This is a genomic window from Nocardiopsis sediminis (genome assembly GCF_042650565.1).
Taxonomy (GTDB): domain Bacteria; phylum Actinomycetota; class Actinomycetes; order Streptosporangiales; family Streptosporangiaceae; genus Nocardiopsis_B; species Nocardiopsis_B sediminis.
The window spans coordinates 114,718-131,124 of record NZ_JBHSBH010000013.1 but is presented as its reverse complement, the minus strand read 5'-3'; the positions used below and the strand labels follow the sequence as shown (position 1 = coordinate 131,124).

The following is a 16,407-nucleotide window of genomic DNA, read 5'->3' as shown; positions in this document are numbered from 1 at the left end:
GGCCGATCCTGATTCGAACCTGTGTTCGATAGGATGCCGGGGTGAGTCTCTACAACGAACGGATCGACGTCAGATCGACCACCGGCGGCCACCCCGCCTTCTTCGCCTGGCGCGGGCGGATGTACCGCGTCCGGCGGATCATCGGCACCTGGAACACCGGGAACGGCACCCCCGGCGGCCCGGGCGCCGGCGGCACCGACATCCGGCTCGTGCGGGTCGCCGCCGAGTCCGACCAGGGCCGGCCCAGCATCGCCGACATCACGCTCGACACCGCCACCGAGCACTGGACCATGCGCCGCCTATGGGGATGATGCCCGCCCCCGCCCCGTGACCGCGGGGCCGGGCCGCGCGGGAGGGGCGCGGCCCGGAGTGGGGGCTATGCGACCAGGCGCGTTCTACCATGTCGGACGATGCGCATTCTCGTGGTCGAAGACGACGACCGGGTCGCGCGAGGTCTGGTCACCGCGCTTCGGAACGCGTCCTTCGACGTCAACCGGGTCAATTCGGCGGCCGACGCCCTGCGCGCGCCGGAGCCCGACGTCGTGCTGCTCGACCTCGGGCTGCCCGACGCCGACGGCATCGACCTGCTGCGCCGGCTGCGCGAGCGCTCCGAGACCGCGATCATCGCGGTGACCGCCCGCGCCGAGGAGCGCGAACGCGTCCGCGGCCTGCGCGCCGGCGCCGACGACTACGTCGTCAAACCGTTCGGCATCGCCGAACTCCTCGCCCGCATCGACGCGGTGCTGCGCCGCACCCGGGCGGCGCGGTCGGCCGCCGAGCGCAGCGAGCCCCCTTTGACGCTCGGGCCGCTGCGCATGGACCTGAACTCCCGGGAGGCCGAGGTGGACGGCGTGCCGCTGTCCCTCACCCGCAAAGAGTTCGACCTGCTCGCGCTGCTGGCGCAGCGGGCTCCGGCGGTCGTCGGCCGCGACGTCATCCTGGACCAGGTGTGGGGGGTCGGCTGGGAGGCGTCCTCACGCACCCTCGACACCCACATCGCGGCGCTGCGCGGCAAGCTCGGCGGCGACCTGCGCATCCACACCGCACGCGGGGTGGGCTACCGGCTGCACGTCAGGACCGGGCCGGAGTAGCGCGTGCAACAGCGGCTGCTGGTCATCCTGCTCCCTCTGGCGTTCGTGCTGGTGGCCGCGCTGGGCGTGCCGCTGGCGACGCTGGTGGCCCAGCAGCAGACCGGGGAGGTCTACGTCGACCGGCTGAACGACATCGGCCGGTTCGCGTCGCTGGCCGACACCGCTCTGGAGACCGGCCGGACCGAGGCGCTGCGCATGGAGCTGGAGCGCTACGAGGACCTCTACGGCTTCCCGGTGGCGCTGCTCGACCCCTCGGGCCGGGTCGTGATCGGCTCCAGCGGGCAGGGCGAGCTCCTCACGTACCTGGAGGACGCCGGGACCCGGCGCGTCGTCGACGACGCGCTCGCCGGGTTCCGCCCGGAGCCCCCGACCGCGCTGTGGCCGTGGGACGACCGCCCGCTGATCCTCGCCGAGCCGGTGGGGCGGGACAGCGAGGTCGAGGGGGTGGTCGTGGCCGCGTCGGACACCGGGCACCTGCGCACGTCGGTGCTCGCCAGCTGGGGGTGGATGGCGCTGCTGGGCCTGGTGCCGCTGACCGGCCTGGCCGCGGTGACCTGGCCGGTGTCGCGCTGGGTGCTGCGCCCGGTGCACCGGCTCGACGACGCGACCGCGCGCGTCGCCCACGGCGACCTCACCGTGCGCGCCGACGAGGCCGGCGGGCCGCCGGAGCTGCGGCGCCTGGCCGCGTCGTTCAACGCCATGGTCGACGTGGTCGAGCGGGCCCTGCACCGGCAGCGGGCGTTCGTCTCCGACGCCTCCCACCAGCTGCGCAACCCGCTCACCAGCCTGCGCCTGGCGGTGGAGAACCTGCGGCCGTTCCTGCGCGACGAGGAGGCCCGCGAGGTCCACGACGACGCGGTGGAGGAGCTCAAGGCGATGAACCGGATGCTCAACCACCTGCTGGCCGCCACGCGGCTGGAGAGCTTCAGCGACGCCGAGCCCGTCGAGCTGGACCTCGTGCTCGGCACCCGGCTGGAGCGGTGGCGCGCCCTGGGCGCGGAGCGCGGGGTGGCCGTGGAGGCGCGGGTGCCGGCGGGGATCCGGCTGCTGGAGCCACCCGGCGGGCTGGGCAGCGTCCTCGACGAGCTGGTCGCGAACGCGATCCGGCTGTCGGGGGGAGAGCGGGTCGTGCTGCGTGCGGCGGAGGGCGAGATGGTCGACCTGCACGTCAGCGACGACGGCATCGGGCTCGACCGCGAGGAGCGCGAGGAGGCTCTGCGCCGGTTCTGGCGGTCGCCCAAGCACCAGAACGTGCCGGGGACGGGCCTGGGGCTGGCGATCTGCGCCGAGCTGGTCGAGGCCGCGGGCGGCGAGCTGCGCCTGGGCCCGGGGCTGCCGCGCCCGCACTCCGACGGCTACGGCCTGGACGTCCTGATCCGGCTCCCGGGGGCGCCGCCCGCCCTCCCCGAGTGAGCGGGCAGGCAGAGCGGGGAGCACGCCGTCAGGACTTCCGGTCGCGGAACCACCGTTCCGCCCCGGGGTGGAGGGGGACGGGGCCGGTGGCGATGCCGGTGCGGACGTTGATGTGGGCGGCCTCGGGCCGGTCGGCGGCGATCGCGGCGGACTGGGTGAACACGGTCTCGGTGATGATCCGGGCGACCTCGTCGGGCAGGTCGGAGCGGGCGAGCAGGATGTTGGGCACCGCAACGGTCGGGGTGGCGGGCACGTCCTCGTAGGCGGTCGCCGGGATGGTCGCCGGGATGTAGGGGGCCGGGTAGGCGTCGGCGAGCCGGTCGGCCTGGCCGCGCAGCCCGATCAGCCGCGCTCCCCCGGCCGCCGTGATCTGGGCGACCGCGGGGGTGGGGACCCCGGTGAGGGAGAACATCGCGTCGAGGTCGCCGGTCGTGAGGGCGTCGGCCGAGTCGGCCTGGTCGAGCAGCGTCTCGCGGACGTCCAGGCCGGTCAGGTCGGCCAGCCGCGTCATGATGAACTCCGTCCCGGAGCCGTCGGCGCCGAAGGAGACCCGGTGCCGGTCCAGGTCGCCGTAGGAGCGCAGCGGGGAGTCCGCCGGGACCACCAGGTGCAGGAAGCTGTCGTAGAGCCGGCCGAGCGCGCCCATGCCTTCGGGGGGACGCCCGCTGGCGCCCACGGCGGCGTCCAGGCTGGAGAACCCGACCTGCGCCGCGCCGTCGTGGAGCAGCCGGATGTTGTCGGCCGAGGCGGCGGTCTCGCGGGCGACCACGCGGGTATCGGGGAGCGCGCGGTCGAGGAGCCGGGCCAGCGTGGCGCCGATCTCTCGGAACACCGCCCCCGGCGGGCCGGTGGCGAGCACCAGCTCGGGCAGGTCGGGCACCGCGCGCCCGCCGCATCCGGCCAGCACGGCCATGCCGCCCACCAGGACGGAACGGCGCGCCACGTCCGGGTGTCCACTCACACCCGCAGCTTAGATCAGCAGGCCGCGGCACCCCGTCCGGCGCTCGCACCCCGGGCCGTCCCGGCGCCGGCCGCGGCCGGGGGTGGAGCGGGCTACACCCCCGATCCGGTCATGGGCGCCATGGCCCCGCCTGGCCCCGGACGGCATCGTTGCAGGTGAAGGTCGACGCCTCCGCCTGGAAGGACATCATCATGAGGGCTCTGCTCTGGACCGTGCTCGCCGTCGCCGTCATGGGCAACGTCATCGCCGCGTTCCTCCCCGATGCCGGGTCACAGGTCATCGTCAACATCGCCACAGGCATCGTGGTCCTGGCGTCGTGCGGCGGGCTCGTGCTGGCGCGCAAGCGGCACTCCTGCGTCTGATCAAGACGCTCCGCGGAGCCTGCGCGGGGGCCGGTGCGGCGCCGCCGCACCGCCGTGCTCCCGGTCACATCCGGTGATCTTCGTTCACCCACCGGCGCGAAATGTCAGGTGAATCTGAAGTTTCACCCCCGTGGCTTGCCTGTTACGGCGGCCAGTGGCGAGCATCACGTGATGCCCCGCACATCCCCCGCAGTTCCGTGATGAAGGAGGTCCCCGTGCCGTCTCTGCGACGCACCGACCCGCCCGCCGGCGACGCCGCCGCACCAGCACCGCGCAAGCGCTTCACCCGACAGCTGTACTTCTGGGTCCTGGTGGCCATCGCCCTCGGCATCGCGGTGGGCATCCTCTTCCCGGCGCAGGCGTCGCAGATGAAGTGGCTGGCCGACCTGTTCATCAAGCTGGTCAAGGTCGTCATCGCGCCGACGATCTTCTGTACCGTCGTGGTCGGCATCGCCGGCCTCGGCAACCTCGCCAAGGCCGGGGGCCTGGCGCTGCGGACCGTGACCTACTTCATCGCCACCACCCTGATCGCCCTGGCGATCGGCCTGGTGACCATCAACGTCCTGCGCCCCGGTGTGGGCCTGGGCATGTCCTTCGACGAGGATGCCGCCGCCGACACCATCAGCGAGGCCACCTCGACCGAGGCCGACGGCATCTCCGGGTTCATCCTGCACCTGGTGCCCGAGTCGTTCTTCGGGGCCTTCGTCGACGGCCAGCTCATCCAGGTGCTCGTGGTGGCCATCCTGGTCGCCTGCGCGCTGACGATGCTCGGCAAGCGAGCCGAGGGGGCCATCCGCGGCCTGACCACGATCCAGGACGTCATGTTCGGGGTCATCAAGATCGTGATGTACGCCGCCCCGATCGGCGCCTTCGGCGGCATGGCCTACACCGTCGGCGAATACGGCGGCCAGATCCTGAGCAGCCTCGCCTACTTCATGCTCAGCTTCTACGCGACCTGCGTGCTGTTCATCGTCGGGTTCCTCGGCCTGGTCGCCCGCGTCGCAGGGTTCAGCCTGCTGAAGTTCATCCGGCTGATCCGCGACGAGCTGCTGATCGTCCTGGGCACCTCCTCCAGCGAGTCGGTGCTGCCGCGGATGATGACCAAGCTGGAGGCGGCCGGCACGAAGAAGTCGGTGGTCGGCCTGACCATCCCGACCGGCTACTCCTTCAACCTCGACGGCACGGCCATCTACATGACCATGGGCGCCATCTTCATCGCCCAGGCGACCGGCGTCGAGGTGGGCGTGTGGACCCAGGTCGGCCTGCTGCTGTTCATGCTGCTGTCGAGCAAGGGCGCGGCGGGCGTGAGCGGCGCCGGGCTGGTGACGCTGGCGGCGTCGCTGGCCGCGTTCGACAGCGTCATCCCGCTGGCGGGCATCGCGCTGATCGTCGGCATCGACCGGTTCATGTCCGAGGCGCGCGCGCTGACCAACCTCATCGGCAACGGTGTGGGCACGCTGGTGATCGCCCGCTGGACCGGCGACCTCGACCGTGAGCGGCTGGCGCACGTGCTCGACAACCCGAACTCCATCAACATGGACGAGCTGATGCGCGTCGACGGCGGCGCCGAGGCCGCCCCGCAGGGCGACGGCGAGGCCGCGGGTGCCGCCGCCGATACGGCGGACCCGGCCGGCGACGACTCCGAGGCGGACACCTCCGGTGACAAGAAGGCCGCTCCGTCCGCGGCCGGCTGATCCCGGACACCCCGGCACGGCACCCGCGCTCCCCTCTTGCGCGGGTGCCGTGCCGTTTCTATCGGCAGCGGGGCCGGCCGAGCGAAGGCCGGCACGCCCGGTGCCGACCGGAAGGGTCAGATACCCCTTACCCCTCTTGTAGCGATATGTAGCGGCGCGTACTCTCTCCGAGACCCCACAGGGTCCCCCGCAGTTGAGGATCCTCCCCCACCCCCAAGGAGACACGAATGCTGCGACGCACTTCCGCGTGCGCCCTCGCCGCCGCCGCAGCGGCGGCGCTGTCACTGGCCGGCGGGCTGCCCGCCGCCTCGGCGTCGACCACCACCGCCCCCGCCGACGCGGCTCCGGCGGCGGAGGCGGCGACCACGATCACCTACAACGCCGACCAGGCCACCGAGTACGAGGCGGAGATCGCCGCCGGCGTCCAGGTCTGGAACGACAGCGTCGCCAACGTCCAGATCGAAGAGGCCGCCCCGGGCCAGCGGGCCGAGATCACGATCATCGCGACCGACGGGTGGCCGCAGGCCACCCTCGGCCCGGTGCGCCCCGGCGGATCGGCCCGCGTGGAGATGGGCAGCCAGGCGGTGGACGAAGGCCACGACGTCACCCGCATCGCAGCGCACGAACTGGGGCACAGCCTCGGCCTGCCGGACATCAAGCCCGGCCCGTGCTCGTCGCTGATGTCGGGCTCGACCGCGGGCACGTCGTGCACGAACGCGGTCCCCAACTCGGCCGAGCGGTCCCGCGTCGAGCAGAACTACGGAACCGGCGCCCTGGGCCAGGTCCCCGCCGCCGGCACCATGGTCGTCGACGGCCCCTGACCTGCGAGTCCGTCCGGTGCCGGGGGTGCGGCGTGGCCTGCACCCCCGGCACCGCGGAATTCAAGGACCGGCTGGGTGCGGCTCCGGTTCGGGCTCTGTGCCCCCGGGTCGCCCCGCTTCCTCACTCCGCTCCAACGGCCCCACGGAAAGGGCCTGCGGCCTGGGGCGGCGCCGCCTCCGCTCGTTCGTCGGCTCGCGGCTCCGCACCGCTGGTCACGTACCAGGCCGCCCCTTCACCATGAGCCAGCCGTACCCGGCGCAGGACCCGGTCGTCCAGCTCCGGGAGGTCCCCGGGCGGGAACCAGCGGACCTCCAGGGACTCCTCGGCGTCGGGGCGCGGCGCGCCGCCGGTCGGGCGGCAGCGGAACGCGATGTCGAGGAACTGGACCTGATCACCGTTGGGGTAGGTGAAGGGCGGCTCGGTGAACACGCTGGCGATGCGCTCGGGCACCACCTGCACCCCGGTCTCCTCCCACACCTCGCGGACCAGCGCCTCGGCGGGCTGCTCGCCGGGTTCGAGGATCCCGCCGGGGGTGGACCACCGGCCGTCGTCGGCCCGCCGGTGCAGCAGGATGTCGCCGGAGTCGTCGATCACGACGGCGGTCACCCCGGTCAGCCACAGGGGCCCGTGGCCCACGTGGTCGCGCAGCCGGAGGACGAAGTCGGGTGTCGGCATGGTCCGACCCTACTCACCCCGGACCCCCTCCCCGCCCCGTGCCACGACGGCGAGGGCGCGATGATGGCCCCATGACATCCGCCGCCATCCGCACCGCGCGCCCCGGCGACCACGCGGCCATCGTCGCCGTGGCCGACGCCTGGTGGGGCCGCCCCATCTCCCACATCCTGCCGCGGCTCTTCCTCGACCACTTCGCGCCCACGAGCCTGTTCGCCGAGGACACCGCGGGCACGGCCGGGTTCCTGGTCGGTTTCGACTCCCCCGCTGCGGCGGACGCCGCCTACATCCACATGGTGGCGGTCCGCCCCGATCTGCGCCGATCGGGCCTGGCGGCCGGGCTGTACGGGCGGTTCCTGGCCGGTGCGGCCGAGAGGGGACGCCCTGTGGTGCGGGCGGTCACCTCACCGGTCAACACCGGGTCGATCGCGTTCCACCGTGCGATGGGGTTCGCGGTCACCGGGCCGGTCGCCGACTATGACGGCCCCGGGCTGGACCGCATGGTGTTCGAGCGCCGGGGCTGACCGGCCCTTCCGCCCCTCGTCCGCTACGCCGGGCGCGTGTAGGTGAGCGAGTACCGGTAGAAGAGCAGGCGCCGTACGCGCGCCCCGGGGAGGGTGTCGGCCGCGGCGGTCCTGATCTCGCGCAGGCCGATCTCGGGGTCGCGCATGGGCATCGCCGAGAGGTCCGGGACGGAGGGGTCGGCGACCCCCGTTAGCGCGCGGGCGACGCGCATCCCGGCGCCGATCGCCACCTGCGGCGGGAGGGCGGCCGCCGCGACGGCGAGGTCGGCGGGGGTCTCCTCGCGGTAGAGCCCGACGACGGCGAGCACGCCGCCGGGCGCCAGCCCCGCGGCCAGGGTGCGCAGCGCCGGCGCGAACGGCATGTGGTGGATGGAGGCGATCGCCGAGATGAAGTCGTAGGCGCCCGGCTCGATGCCGGCGTCGTCCAGGGCGGTCCGCGTGTAGCGGATGTTCAGGCGCCGCGGGGTGGTGGCCTCGGCGCGGCGGATCATGCCCTCATCGGCGTCGATCGCGTCGACGGCCGCCGCCCGCCCCGCCAGCCTCCGGGCGAAGCGCCCCGAGCCGCAGCCCACGTCGAGCGCGCGGCCGCACCCCGGCGGCACGTGCCGCAGCAGGTGGTCGTGGTAGTGGCTGTTGTGGTTCCACCACAGGGGCACGGCGGTGCTCCTCCATCGGGTCGTGGAAACGGCGAACGGACCCGTCGCGACGACGGGCCCGGACGATCGCCGCGGCAGGGCTGCCGGACGGCGGCGGTATCAGCCGGCCTGCTGCTTCTGCTCCAACGCCTCCATGGCGTTGACGGCGGCCGGCACCGTGGTGTGCACGGGTACCTGGCGGTGCAGACCGACGAGGCGCACGACCTTGGTGACGCGTTCGTTCGGTGCCGCGAGCGCCAGGCTGCCACCGTGCTCCTTGACGGTCCGGTAGGCGTTGATGACGACGTTCAGCCCGCTGGAGTCCATGAACTCCAGCTGCGAGAAGTCGAGGATCAGCCACGGGCCGTTCTCGTCGACAGCGGACAGGACATGCTCTTGGAGGTCGCCTGCGGTCGCGATGTCGAGATCACCTTCGACGCTCACGATCACGCTGTGGTTCTCGACCCGGGTGCTCAGCCCAAGCCTGTGCACGTTCACTCCTCCCAGCCCCACGTGTAGATGAGGGGTTCCCCTTGCTAACCATACGGAAAACGGCGGATTCCGGTAGGGGGTCCGCTCGCACTCCCCGTGCGGCGGCGTCCGGCGGGCGACGGCGGGGACGTCCGGCGCGCCGACGGGCTCCGGCCGCCTGCTGCCGTAGGGCTTTGACCACTCACGGTATTAGGCGATTCACCCGACGGGAATGCCGATGCGCAAGATATTTTCCCCCACACACGTCATTTGCGACGAGGATTCGTTGCGGTCGGACCCAATCTCCCGAACGTACGCTCCGAATCGGGGTGTTGCGCCCCCGGGGGACGTGGCCCCGGTCACGCGGAGTCGCGGTCACCCGATGCTCCGGGGTCGGCGAAGAACGCCGCCAAGAGCCGCTCCGCCGCGAGCGTGGCGGTGAGGTCGCCCGCGCGCACGGCCTCCTCGGCCCCGGGGGTGAGGCCCCGCACACCGGGGTGCCGGGTGAGCCGGTCCATCAGCCGGTCGCGCACCTGTGACCACATCCACCCCACCTGCTGGCCGCTGCGCCGCTCGGCGAACGCGCCGGCCTCCTCCAGAGCCCGCCGGTGGGCCAGCACCGCCTCCCACACCTCGTCCAGGCCCTCGCCGGTGAGCCCGCTGCTGGTCAGCACGGGCGGGCGCCAGGCCGGGTGGACGGGCTGGAGCAGGCGCAGCGCCCGCGACAGCTCGCGGGCTGCCTTGCGCGCGTCGTCGGCCTGCGGGCCGTCGGCCTTGTTCACCGCGACGACGTCGACGAGTTCCAGCACGCCCTTCTTGATGCCCTGAAGCTGGTCGCCGGTGCGGGCCAGAGCGAGGAAGCAGAAGCAGTCGACCATGTCGGCCACGGCGACCTCCGACTGGCCCACCCCGACCGTCTCGACGAGGATGACGTCGAAGCCCGCGGCCTCCAAGAGCACCATCGTCTCGCGGGTGGCGCGGGCCACACCGCCGAGCGTCCCCGCTGTGGGAGAGGGGCGCACGAACGCGGCCGGGTCGACCGACAGCCGCGCCATGCGCGTCTTGTCGCCGAGGATGCTGCCGCCCGTGCGGGTGGACGACGGGTCGACGGCCAGGACCGCCACCCGGTGCCCGCGCCCGGTCAGCCGGGTGCCGAGCGCGTCGATGAAGGTGGACTTGCCGACCCCCGGCACCCCCGTGATGCCCACGCGGTGCGCCGTGCCGCTGTGCGGCAGCAGCTCGACCAGCAGGCGCTGCGCCAGCTCGGCGTGGTCGGCCCGGCGCGACTCGACCAGCGTGATCGCGCGGGCCAGGGTCGGCCGGTGCCCGGCGCGGACGCCTTCGGCGTAGGCGTCGATGTCGATGGTGCGTCGGCTCATCGGGGTCCTGACGGGCGGCGGTGCGGGAGCGCCCCGCGGCGGCCCCCTCCGGTGCGGTGGCGGTCGGGCGGGGTCAGGATGCGTGCCCCAGGCTTTCGGCCAGCCGGTCCAGCAGCCCGGCGGCGGCCTCGGCGATGACGGTCCCCGGGGGGAAGATCGCGGCGGCCCCGGCGGCGTGCAGCTCGGCGGTGTCGGCGGGCGGGACGACGCCGCCGACCACGATCATGATGTCCTCGCGCCCGAGGTCCGCGAGCGCCGCGCGCAGCGCCGGGACCAGGGTGAGGTGGCCGGCGGCCAGCGACGACACGCCGACGATGTGCACGTCGGCCTCCGCGGCCTGCGCCGCCACCTCTTCGGGGGTCTGGAACAGCGGGCCGACGTCGACGTCGAAGCCGAGGTCGGCGAAGGCCGTGGCGATCACCTTCTGCCCGCGGTCGTGGCCGTCCTGGCCCATCTTGGCGACCAGGATGCGCGGGCGCCGGCCCTCGTTCTCCTCGAACGCGCGCACCCGGCCGGCCACGGCGGCCATGGCCGCTGCGGCGTCGCCGGACGCGCCCGCTTCCTCGCGGTACACACCCTGGATGGTACGGACCTGGCCGGAGTGGCGGCCGAAGACCCGCTCCATCGCCTCGGAGATCTCGCCCACGGTGGCCTTGGCCCGGGCGGCGTCGACCGCCGCGGCCAGCAGGTTGTTCTCCAGGGTGGTGCCGTGGGAGGCGCCCGCCGCGGCGGCCGTGAGCCGGTCCAGGGCGGAGCGGACGGCGTCGTCATCGCGCTCGGCGCGCAGCCGGCGCAGGCCCGCCAGCTGCTCGGCGCGCACGCGCGAGTTGTCGACCTTGCGGACCTCGATCTCCTCGTCGCTCTCCGGCCGGTACTTGTTCACCCCGATGACCGGCTGGCGGCCGGAGTCGATGCGGGCCTGGGTGCGCGCGGCCGCCTCCTCGATGCGCATCTTGGGGATCCCGGCGTCGATGGCGGCGGCCATGCCGCCGGCGCGCTCGACCTCGCCGATGTGCGCCCACGCGCGTTCGGCCAGCTCGTGGGTGAGGCGTTCGACGTAGTGGCTGCCGCCCCACGGGTCGATGACGCGGGTGGTCCCCGACTCCTGCTGGAGCACGAGCTGGGTGTTGCGGGCGATGCGCGCGGAGAAGTCCGTGGGCAGGGCCAGCGCCTCGTCGAGGGCGTTGGTGTGCAGCGACTGGGTGTGGCCCTGGGTGGCGGCCATCGCCTCGACGCAGGTGCGGACGACGTTGTTGAAGACGTCCTGGGCGGTCAGCGACCAGCCGGAGGTCTGGCAGTGGGTGCGCAGCGACAGCGACTTGGCGTTCTCAGGCGCGAACCCCTTGACCAGCTTCGCCCACAGCAGCCGGGCCGCGCGCAGCTTGGCGACCTCCATGAAGAAGTTCATCCCGATGGCCCAGAAGAACGACAGCCGCGGCGCGAACGCGTCGACCGCCAGCCCCGCGCGGTTGCCGGCCCGGATGTACTCGACGCCGTCGGCGAGCGTGTAGGCCAGCTCCAGGTCGGCCGTCGCCCCGGCCTCCTGCATGTGGTAGCCGGAGATCGAGATGGAGTTGAAGCGCGGCATCCGCTGGGATGTGTAGGCGAAGATGTCGGAGATGATCCGCATCGAGGGCTGCGGCGGGTAGATGTAGGTGTTGCGGACCATGAACTCTTTGAGGATGTCGTTCTGGATGGTCCCCGCGAGCTTTTCGGGCGGGACCCCCTGCTCCTCGGCGGCGACGATGTAGAGCGCCATGATGGGCAGCACCGCGCCGTTCATCGTCATCGACACGGTCATCCGGTCCAGCGGGATGCCGTCGAAGAGCCGCCGCATGTCGTGGATGGAGTCGATCGCCACGCCCGCCATGCCGACGTCACCGGCCACCCGCGGGTGGTCGGAGTCGTAGCCGCGGTGGGTCGCGAGGTCGAAGGCGACCGACAGGCCCTTCTGCCCGGCGGCGAGGTTGCGCCGGTAGAACGCGTTGGACTCCTCGGCGGTGGAGTACCCGGCGTACTGCCGGATCGTCCACGGCCGGGTCACGTACATCGTCGGGTAGGGGCCGCGCAGGTACGGGGCGATCCCGGGGTAGGTGGCGAGGAAGTCCAAGCCGTCGCGGTCGGCCGGCGTGTACAGCGGGCGCACGCCGATGCCCTCGGGGGTCTCCCATTCCAGGGCGTCGGGGCCCTTGCCGGTGGCCTGTTCGAGGGCGCGCGCCCAGGCGCCGGCGCCGCCCGGCGCCGCGGCCGTGCCGCCCGGGGCGACCGTGCTGAAGTCGGGGATGTGCGCCCGTGCGGTGCCGGACGCCGTGGAGTCGTTCATTGGCCCACTCCCAGGGTGTCGTGGAGGTCCGCCAGCAGGGCGAGCGCGTCGGACCCGGTGGAGCAGAAGGCGTCGACCCCGGCGTCGCGGTAGGCGGGGACGGGCGGGCCCGCCATGAGGACGCGTTCGGCCCCGGCGGCCTTCAGCCCGGCCGCCGTGCCGGCCGCCTGCTCGGCGTAGCCGGCGTCGGAGCCGCACAGGCAGGCGACGCGGGCCCCGCTGCGGCGGAACGCGGCGACCGCCTCGCCGGCGCCGGCCGCGGTGTCGCCGCCGACGGGCTCGATCCCCCCGGCGCGCAGGAGGTCGCCGGCGAAGGCGGCCCGCGCCGTGTGCGCGGCGACCGGGCCGAGGGTCGCCAGGAAGACGCGGGGCCGCGCGCCGGTGGCGGCGAGGTGGGCGTCGGAGCGGTCGCGCAGCGCCTCGAAGTCGTGGGCGTAGCGGCGGCGCGGCAGCGCGGCCGGCGCGGCGCCCGGCGCGGTGCCCGCAGCGGGGGCGGCGGGCCGGTCGGGGACGGGGCCGTCGAGATCGGGGAACGCGCTGACGCCGGTCAGCGGGTCGGTGCGGCGGGCGATGGCGTCGCGGCGCCGCCGCCACACCTCGTCCACGCGCTCGGCGACCAGGCCGGCCGACAGCGCGGCCGCCATCCCGCCGGCGGCCTCCAGCTCCTGGAAGAACGCCCACCCGGCGGCGTAGAGGTCGGCGGTGGCGCGCTCGACGAAGTAGGACCCGCCCGCGGGGTCGATCACCCGGGCGAGGTGCGCCTCCTCCAGCAGCAGCGTCTGGGTGTTGCGGGCGATGCGGCGGGCGAAGTCGTCGGGGACGCCGAGGGCGTCGTCGAACGGGCGGACGGTCACGGCGTCGGCGCCGCCGATCCCCGCGCCGAAGCAGGCCAGGGTGGTGCGCAGGATGTTCACGTAGGGGTCGCGGCGGGTCATCATCGCGGCGGACGTCACGGCGTGCTGGCGCATCGCGCGTCGCTCCGGCGGCAGGCCGCACGCCTCGGTGACCCGGGCCCACATGGCGCGGGCGGCGCGCAGCTTGGCGATGGTCAGGAACTGGTCGGCGGTCGCCGCGAACCGGAACTCCAGCCGCGCCGCGGCGTCGGCGAGGCCGAGCCCCGCCTCGGTGAGCGCGCGCAGGTAGGCGGTGCCGGCGGCCATGGCGGCGCCGAGCTCCTGCGCCTCGGACCCGCCGGCGTCGTGGTAGGGGGTGGCGTCGGCGGTGGCGAGCCGCAGCGCCGGGTGGCGGGCGGCGTAGGCGGCAGCGGCCTCCCTGAGGGGGGCGAGGTCGGCGGGGGCGCCGGTGCGGGCGGCGGCGGTGAGGGGGTCGATGCCCAGGCCGCCCGTGACAGCGGCGTCGGGGACGCCGCGGTCGGCCCAGGCGCGCAGCAGGGCTCGGGCCGCGGCGGCGTGCTCGGCGCCGGCGTCGAGGGTGACGGGGGCGAGGTCGAGGTGGACGTCGGCGAGCACGTCGCCGATCCCGGTGACCGGCACACCGCCGTCGCCCACGGCGAGCCAGATGGAGGTGGCCCCGTTCTCCAGGTCGGCGAGGACCGCGCGGCGGGCTGCGGCGGGGCCGGGGCCGGCGTGCCGCTGGCGGATGTCCCAGCCGGCCGCCACCGCCCCCTCAGGGCGCCCGCCCCGGGTGAAGGGGTGCAGGCCGGGGTGGCCGGAGTCGAGGTCGCCGCCGCCCGGGGCGGCGTCGGCAGCGGTGTAGAGCGGCGCGATCGCGATGCCGTCGTAGGTCACCGAGGAGAGCGCCTGCTCCGGGTCGGGAGCGGGGGCGCCGGCTTCGGCGGCGCTCTTGCGCAGGACACCCGTGACCAGTTCACGCCAGTGCTCCCGCGTCGCCTGGGGGAACTCCGCACCCAGGGCGAGGTGTCCCGCGCCACTCTCCGTCGTGCCCATATTCCGAGATGGTAGATAACCGCGCTGGACGGCCGCTGAATCGGGGCGCCCCAGTCCGACCCCGGATCGCCCCCGCCGCCGCGCCGGTGTCGGCGTTTCCCCGCGTCCGCGCCCGTTCCCGTGCGATGGCGCGGCGGCGGCCTGTGAATCGGACCTACCGCTTGGCGTGTTCCAGCCGGTCCGTTACGGCGCCCGTCCCGCGTCCCCCGCAGGGGACGCGGCTCGACGGCCGGGGCGGAGGCCCGACGCGACTACAGCGGGGCGGACGCCGCCGGCCTGTCCGCCGCCTCGCCCGCGAGGAAGGGGCTCGACGACGGAGGCGGAACCCTGACGCGACGGTGGCGAGGGGCTCCGCCGCCCGCGGGGCCTCAGCCCAGGACGATGGCGCCGGCGAGCAGCGGGTCGCCGAAGGTGACCGATCCGCTGCCGGAGGCGACGGCCCGCGCGCCCTGGCAGGAGTTGCCCGCGTACAGCGCGAACTTGGTGGGCGACTCGGTCTCGATGGCGACGACGCCGCCCTGGTCGGAGTCGAGCACCCGGCACCCCCCGCCCTCGACCACCTGGCGGTGCCCGCTCTCGAAGGTGACCGTGACCGGCCGGGTCCGGTCCCGCCCGGACATGCCGGCCAGCGCACCGGCGATGGTGGCGGACATGGTGGCGAGGTTCGCGGGGCGGATCGGCACGGCGTTCGTTCCCTCTTCTCAGCGGGGCCGGAGATCGGAATGATCTTGAACTTCCTGTCATTTAGCTACAACGGATCGTGAAACACCACAGCTGGGAGGGTGTGTCGCAGGATCCGTCCCTAAGCCCCGAGTCGCCGTTCCGGGCACCCTTTCCCGGCCCCGCCACGGGAGGACCCGCCGGCCGGCGGCGACCGGGGCGGCCGGCCGCATAGGGTGGCGTCGGGGCCGCGGTCGCGGCCCGGGTCCGGCCGGAGGAAGGAGGGGCGCCGCCGTGGTGCACGTGTACGTCCTCCTTCAGTTCCTCTTCCCGGCCGCCGACGTTCTGCTCACCGATGCGGCCGGCCCCATCACCGGGTCGTTCGCGCTGCTCGCCCTCGTGGCCGTGGGCGCCGCGCTCGCCTGGATCGCGGTGCGCGGCGTCGCCGCGTGGCCCGTTCCCGACTCCGAAGGCGGCCGCGCCGACGCCATGCGGCGCCGCTCCGACCGCGCCGCCGCCCCTCCCCTGCGCGACCCCGACGCCCCCGGCAAGCCCCGCCCCCGAGCGCCGGGCGCCGCCCCGACGGCCGCCTGACACACGCGTCGTCGCTGCTCGCGCAGCAGGGCCGGTCCTGGAACGGGCCGTCCCGGCCGTGGCCTGCGGGGTGTCTCCTTCACGCGGGGCCGCCCGCTGCCCGTGTCGTCATGTCGCCGTCCCGGCCGTGTTTTTAGTTCTTCCTTTCCGCCGGACGAGGGGCACCATCACCATGTACACGTTTCCGCCGATCGCGACCGCCCTCGGGCTGATCGCCTCTGTCGTCACCGGGCTGACCACGCTGCTCAGCCCATTCGCGGGGACGGCCGCCGCGGCCGTCGCCGTCGTCTGCCTGACCGCCGCCGTCCGCCTCGCGCTCGTGCCGTTGAGCGTCGCGCAGGTCCGTGGGGAGAAGGCCCGGGCCCGGCTGGCGCCGCGGCTGGTCGCCCTCCAGAAGAAGCACGGCGCGGACCCGCAGCGCCTCGTGGCCGAGCAGCAGCGCCTCTACACCGAGGAGGGGACCTCACCGCTGGCCGGCTGCCTGCCGATGCTCGCCCAGTCGCCCGTGTTCATCGTGCTCTACGGGGTGTTCATCACCCCCGAGATCGGCGGCGCGCCCAATGCGCTGCTCGGCTGGACGCTGGGCGGGGTGCCGCTCGGCGCCACCCTGGGCGATGCGGCGGCGGCCGGCCCGGGCTCCGTTGCGGTCTTCGCGGCGCTGCTCGCCGTCATCGCCGCGGTGGCGTGGGCCTCACGGCGCTGGCTCGTGCTGCCGTCGATGGCGGCCGCCGCTGAGAGCGGCGGCCCCGCGCTGCCCGGTGCGCAGGTGATGACCTACCTGTCGTTCATGACGGTGGCCGTGGCGGCGTTCGTCCCGTTGGCCGCGGGGCTGTACCTGGCGACCAGCACGGCGTGGACCGTCGCCGAGCGCCTGGTCCTGCGGCGGCTCATCGCCGGAT

General features: G+C 74.2%; 16 protein-coding genes and 1 pseudogene. 9 read left to right on the top strand and 8 right to left on the bottom strand.

Annotation, left to right across the window (positions count from 1 at the left end; translation table 11 throughout):
* Positions 1–41: 41 nt before the first annotated feature.
* The 3 genes from ACFOVU_RS20780 (at position 42) to ACFOVU_RS20770 (ending at position 2,504) form a co-directional block, all read left to right on the top strand.
* Complete coding sequence (locus ACFOVU_RS20780) at positions 42–311, top strand: DUF6504 family protein (RefSeq protein ID WP_378536170.1); 270 nt, start codon at positions 42–44, stop codon at positions 309–311.
* Positions 312–410: 99 nt separating this feature from the next.
* Positions 411–1,091 (top strand): response regulator transcription factor, encoded by a 681-nt coding sequence (locus ACFOVU_RS20775; RefSeq protein WP_378536168.1) that lies wholly within the window; start codon positions 411–413, stop codon positions 1,089–1,091.
* A gap of 3 nt (positions 1,092–1,094) precedes the next feature.
* On the top strand, positions 1,095–2,504 hold the full coding sequence (locus ACFOVU_RS20770) for a sensor histidine kinase (RefSeq protein ID WP_378536166.1): 1,410 nt from the start codon (positions 1,095–1,097) through the stop codon (positions 2,502–2,504).
* A gap of 28 nt (positions 2,505–2,532) precedes the next feature.
* Here ACFOVU_RS20770 and ACFOVU_RS20765 read toward each other — a convergent pair whose 3' ends face one another.
* On the bottom strand, positions 2,533–3,465 hold the full coding sequence (locus ACFOVU_RS20765) for a TAXI family TRAP transporter solute-binding subunit (RefSeq protein ID WP_378536164.1): 933 nt from the start codon (positions 3,463–3,465) through the stop codon (positions 2,533–2,535).
* 191 nt (positions 3,466–3,656) lie between these two features.
* Here ACFOVU_RS20765 and ACFOVU_RS20760 point away from each other — a divergent pair, with 191 nt between their 5' ends.
* The 3 genes from ACFOVU_RS20760 (at position 3,657) to ACFOVU_RS20750 (ending at position 6,342) form a co-directional block, all read left to right on the top strand.
* Entirely contained in the window at positions 3,657–3,827 is a 171-nt protein-coding gene (locus ACFOVU_RS20760) for an LPXTG cell wall anchor domain-containing protein (RefSeq protein ID WP_378536163.1), read from the top strand.
* A 215-nt stretch (positions 3,828–4,042) separates the two neighbouring features.
* Positions 4,043–5,521 (top strand): C4-dicarboxylate transporter DctA, encoded by a 1,479-nt coding sequence (dctA, locus tag ACFOVU_RS20755; RefSeq protein WP_378536161.1) that lies wholly within the window; start codon positions 4,043–4,045, stop codon positions 5,519–5,521.
* 227 nt (positions 5,522–5,748) lie between these two features.
* Positions 5,749–6,342, top strand: a complete 594-nt coding sequence (locus ACFOVU_RS20750) for a snapalysin family zinc-dependent metalloprotease (protein WP_378536159.1) — start codon at positions 5,749–5,751, stop codon at positions 6,340–6,342.
* A 214-nt stretch (positions 6,343–6,556) separates the two neighbouring features.
* Here ACFOVU_RS20750 and ACFOVU_RS20745 read toward each other — a convergent pair.
* Positions 6,557–7,018, bottom strand: a pseudogene (locus ACFOVU_RS20745) (NUDIX hydrolase); the annotation flags it as partial.
* 71 nt (positions 7,019–7,089) lie between these two features.
* Here ACFOVU_RS20745 and ACFOVU_RS20740 point away from each other — a divergent pair.
* Entirely contained in the window at positions 7,090–7,539 is a 450-nt protein-coding gene (locus ACFOVU_RS20740) for a GNAT family N-acetyltransferase (protein WP_378536157.1), read from the top strand.
* A 23-nt stretch (positions 7,540–7,562) separates the two neighbouring features.
* Here the strand turns inward: ACFOVU_RS20740 and ACFOVU_RS20735 are convergent, their stop codons facing one another.
* The 6 genes from ACFOVU_RS20735 to ACFOVU_RS20710 form a co-directional block, all read right to left on the bottom strand.
* Positions 7,563–8,195 (bottom strand): class I SAM-dependent methyltransferase, encoded by a 633-nt coding sequence (locus tag ACFOVU_RS20735; RefSeq protein ID WP_378536155.1) that lies wholly within the window; start codon positions 8,193–8,195, stop codon positions 7,563–7,565.
* 99 nt (positions 8,196–8,294) lie between these two features.
* Positions 8,295–8,666 carry an STAS domain-containing protein gene (locus ACFOVU_RS20730; protein ID WP_378536153.1) on the bottom strand — a complete coding sequence of 124 codons (372 nt, stop codon included), beginning with the start codon at positions 8,664–8,666 and terminating at the stop codon, positions 8,295–8,297.
* Positions 8,667–9,004: 338 nt separating this feature from the next.
* On the bottom strand, positions 9,005–10,024 hold the full coding sequence (gene meaB / locus ACFOVU_RS20725; RefSeq protein ID WP_378536152.1) for a methylmalonyl Co-A mutase-associated GTPase MeaB: 1,020 nt from the start codon (positions 10,022–10,024) through the stop codon (positions 9,005–9,007).
* A 73-nt stretch (positions 10,025–10,097) separates the two neighbouring features.
* A complete protein-coding gene (gene scpA / locus ACFOVU_RS20720) occupies positions 10,098–12,347 on the bottom strand; it encodes a methylmalonyl-CoA mutase (RefSeq protein ID WP_378536150.1) in 2,250 nt (749 codons plus the stop codon).
* Positions 12,344–14,254, bottom strand: coding sequence for a methylmalonyl-CoA mutase family protein (locus ACFOVU_RS20715; RefSeq protein WP_378536148.1), 1,911 nt, complete (start codon positions 14,252–14,254; stop codon positions 12,344–12,346). The genes scpA and ACFOVU_RS20715 overlap by 4 nt, the downstream gene beginning before the upstream one ends.
* Before the next feature lie 368 nt (positions 14,255–14,622).
* The gene (locus ACFOVU_RS20710) at positions 14,623–14,937 is read right to left on the bottom strand and encodes a phosphatase (RefSeq protein WP_378536147.1); all 315 of its coding nucleotides are present in this window, start codon (positions 14,935–14,937) and stop codon (positions 14,623–14,625) included.
* Positions 14,938–15,208: 271 nt separating this feature from the next.
* On the opposite strand from ACFOVU_RS20710, the gene ACFOVU_RS20705 reads away from it, so the two are divergent.
* Together ACFOVU_RS20705 and ACFOVU_RS20700 are read left to right on the top strand one after the other, a co-directional pair.
* Positions 15,209–15,508, top strand: coding sequence for a DUF6412 domain-containing protein (locus tag ACFOVU_RS20705; RefSeq protein WP_378536145.1), 300 nt, complete (start codon positions 15,209–15,211; stop codon positions 15,506–15,508).
* Between the two features lie 172 nt (positions 15,509–15,680).
* Positions 15,681–16,407: YidC/Oxa1 family membrane protein insertase (locus ACFOVU_RS20700; protein ID WP_378536143.1), on the top strand; the 727-nt coding region annotated here is incomplete at its 3' end.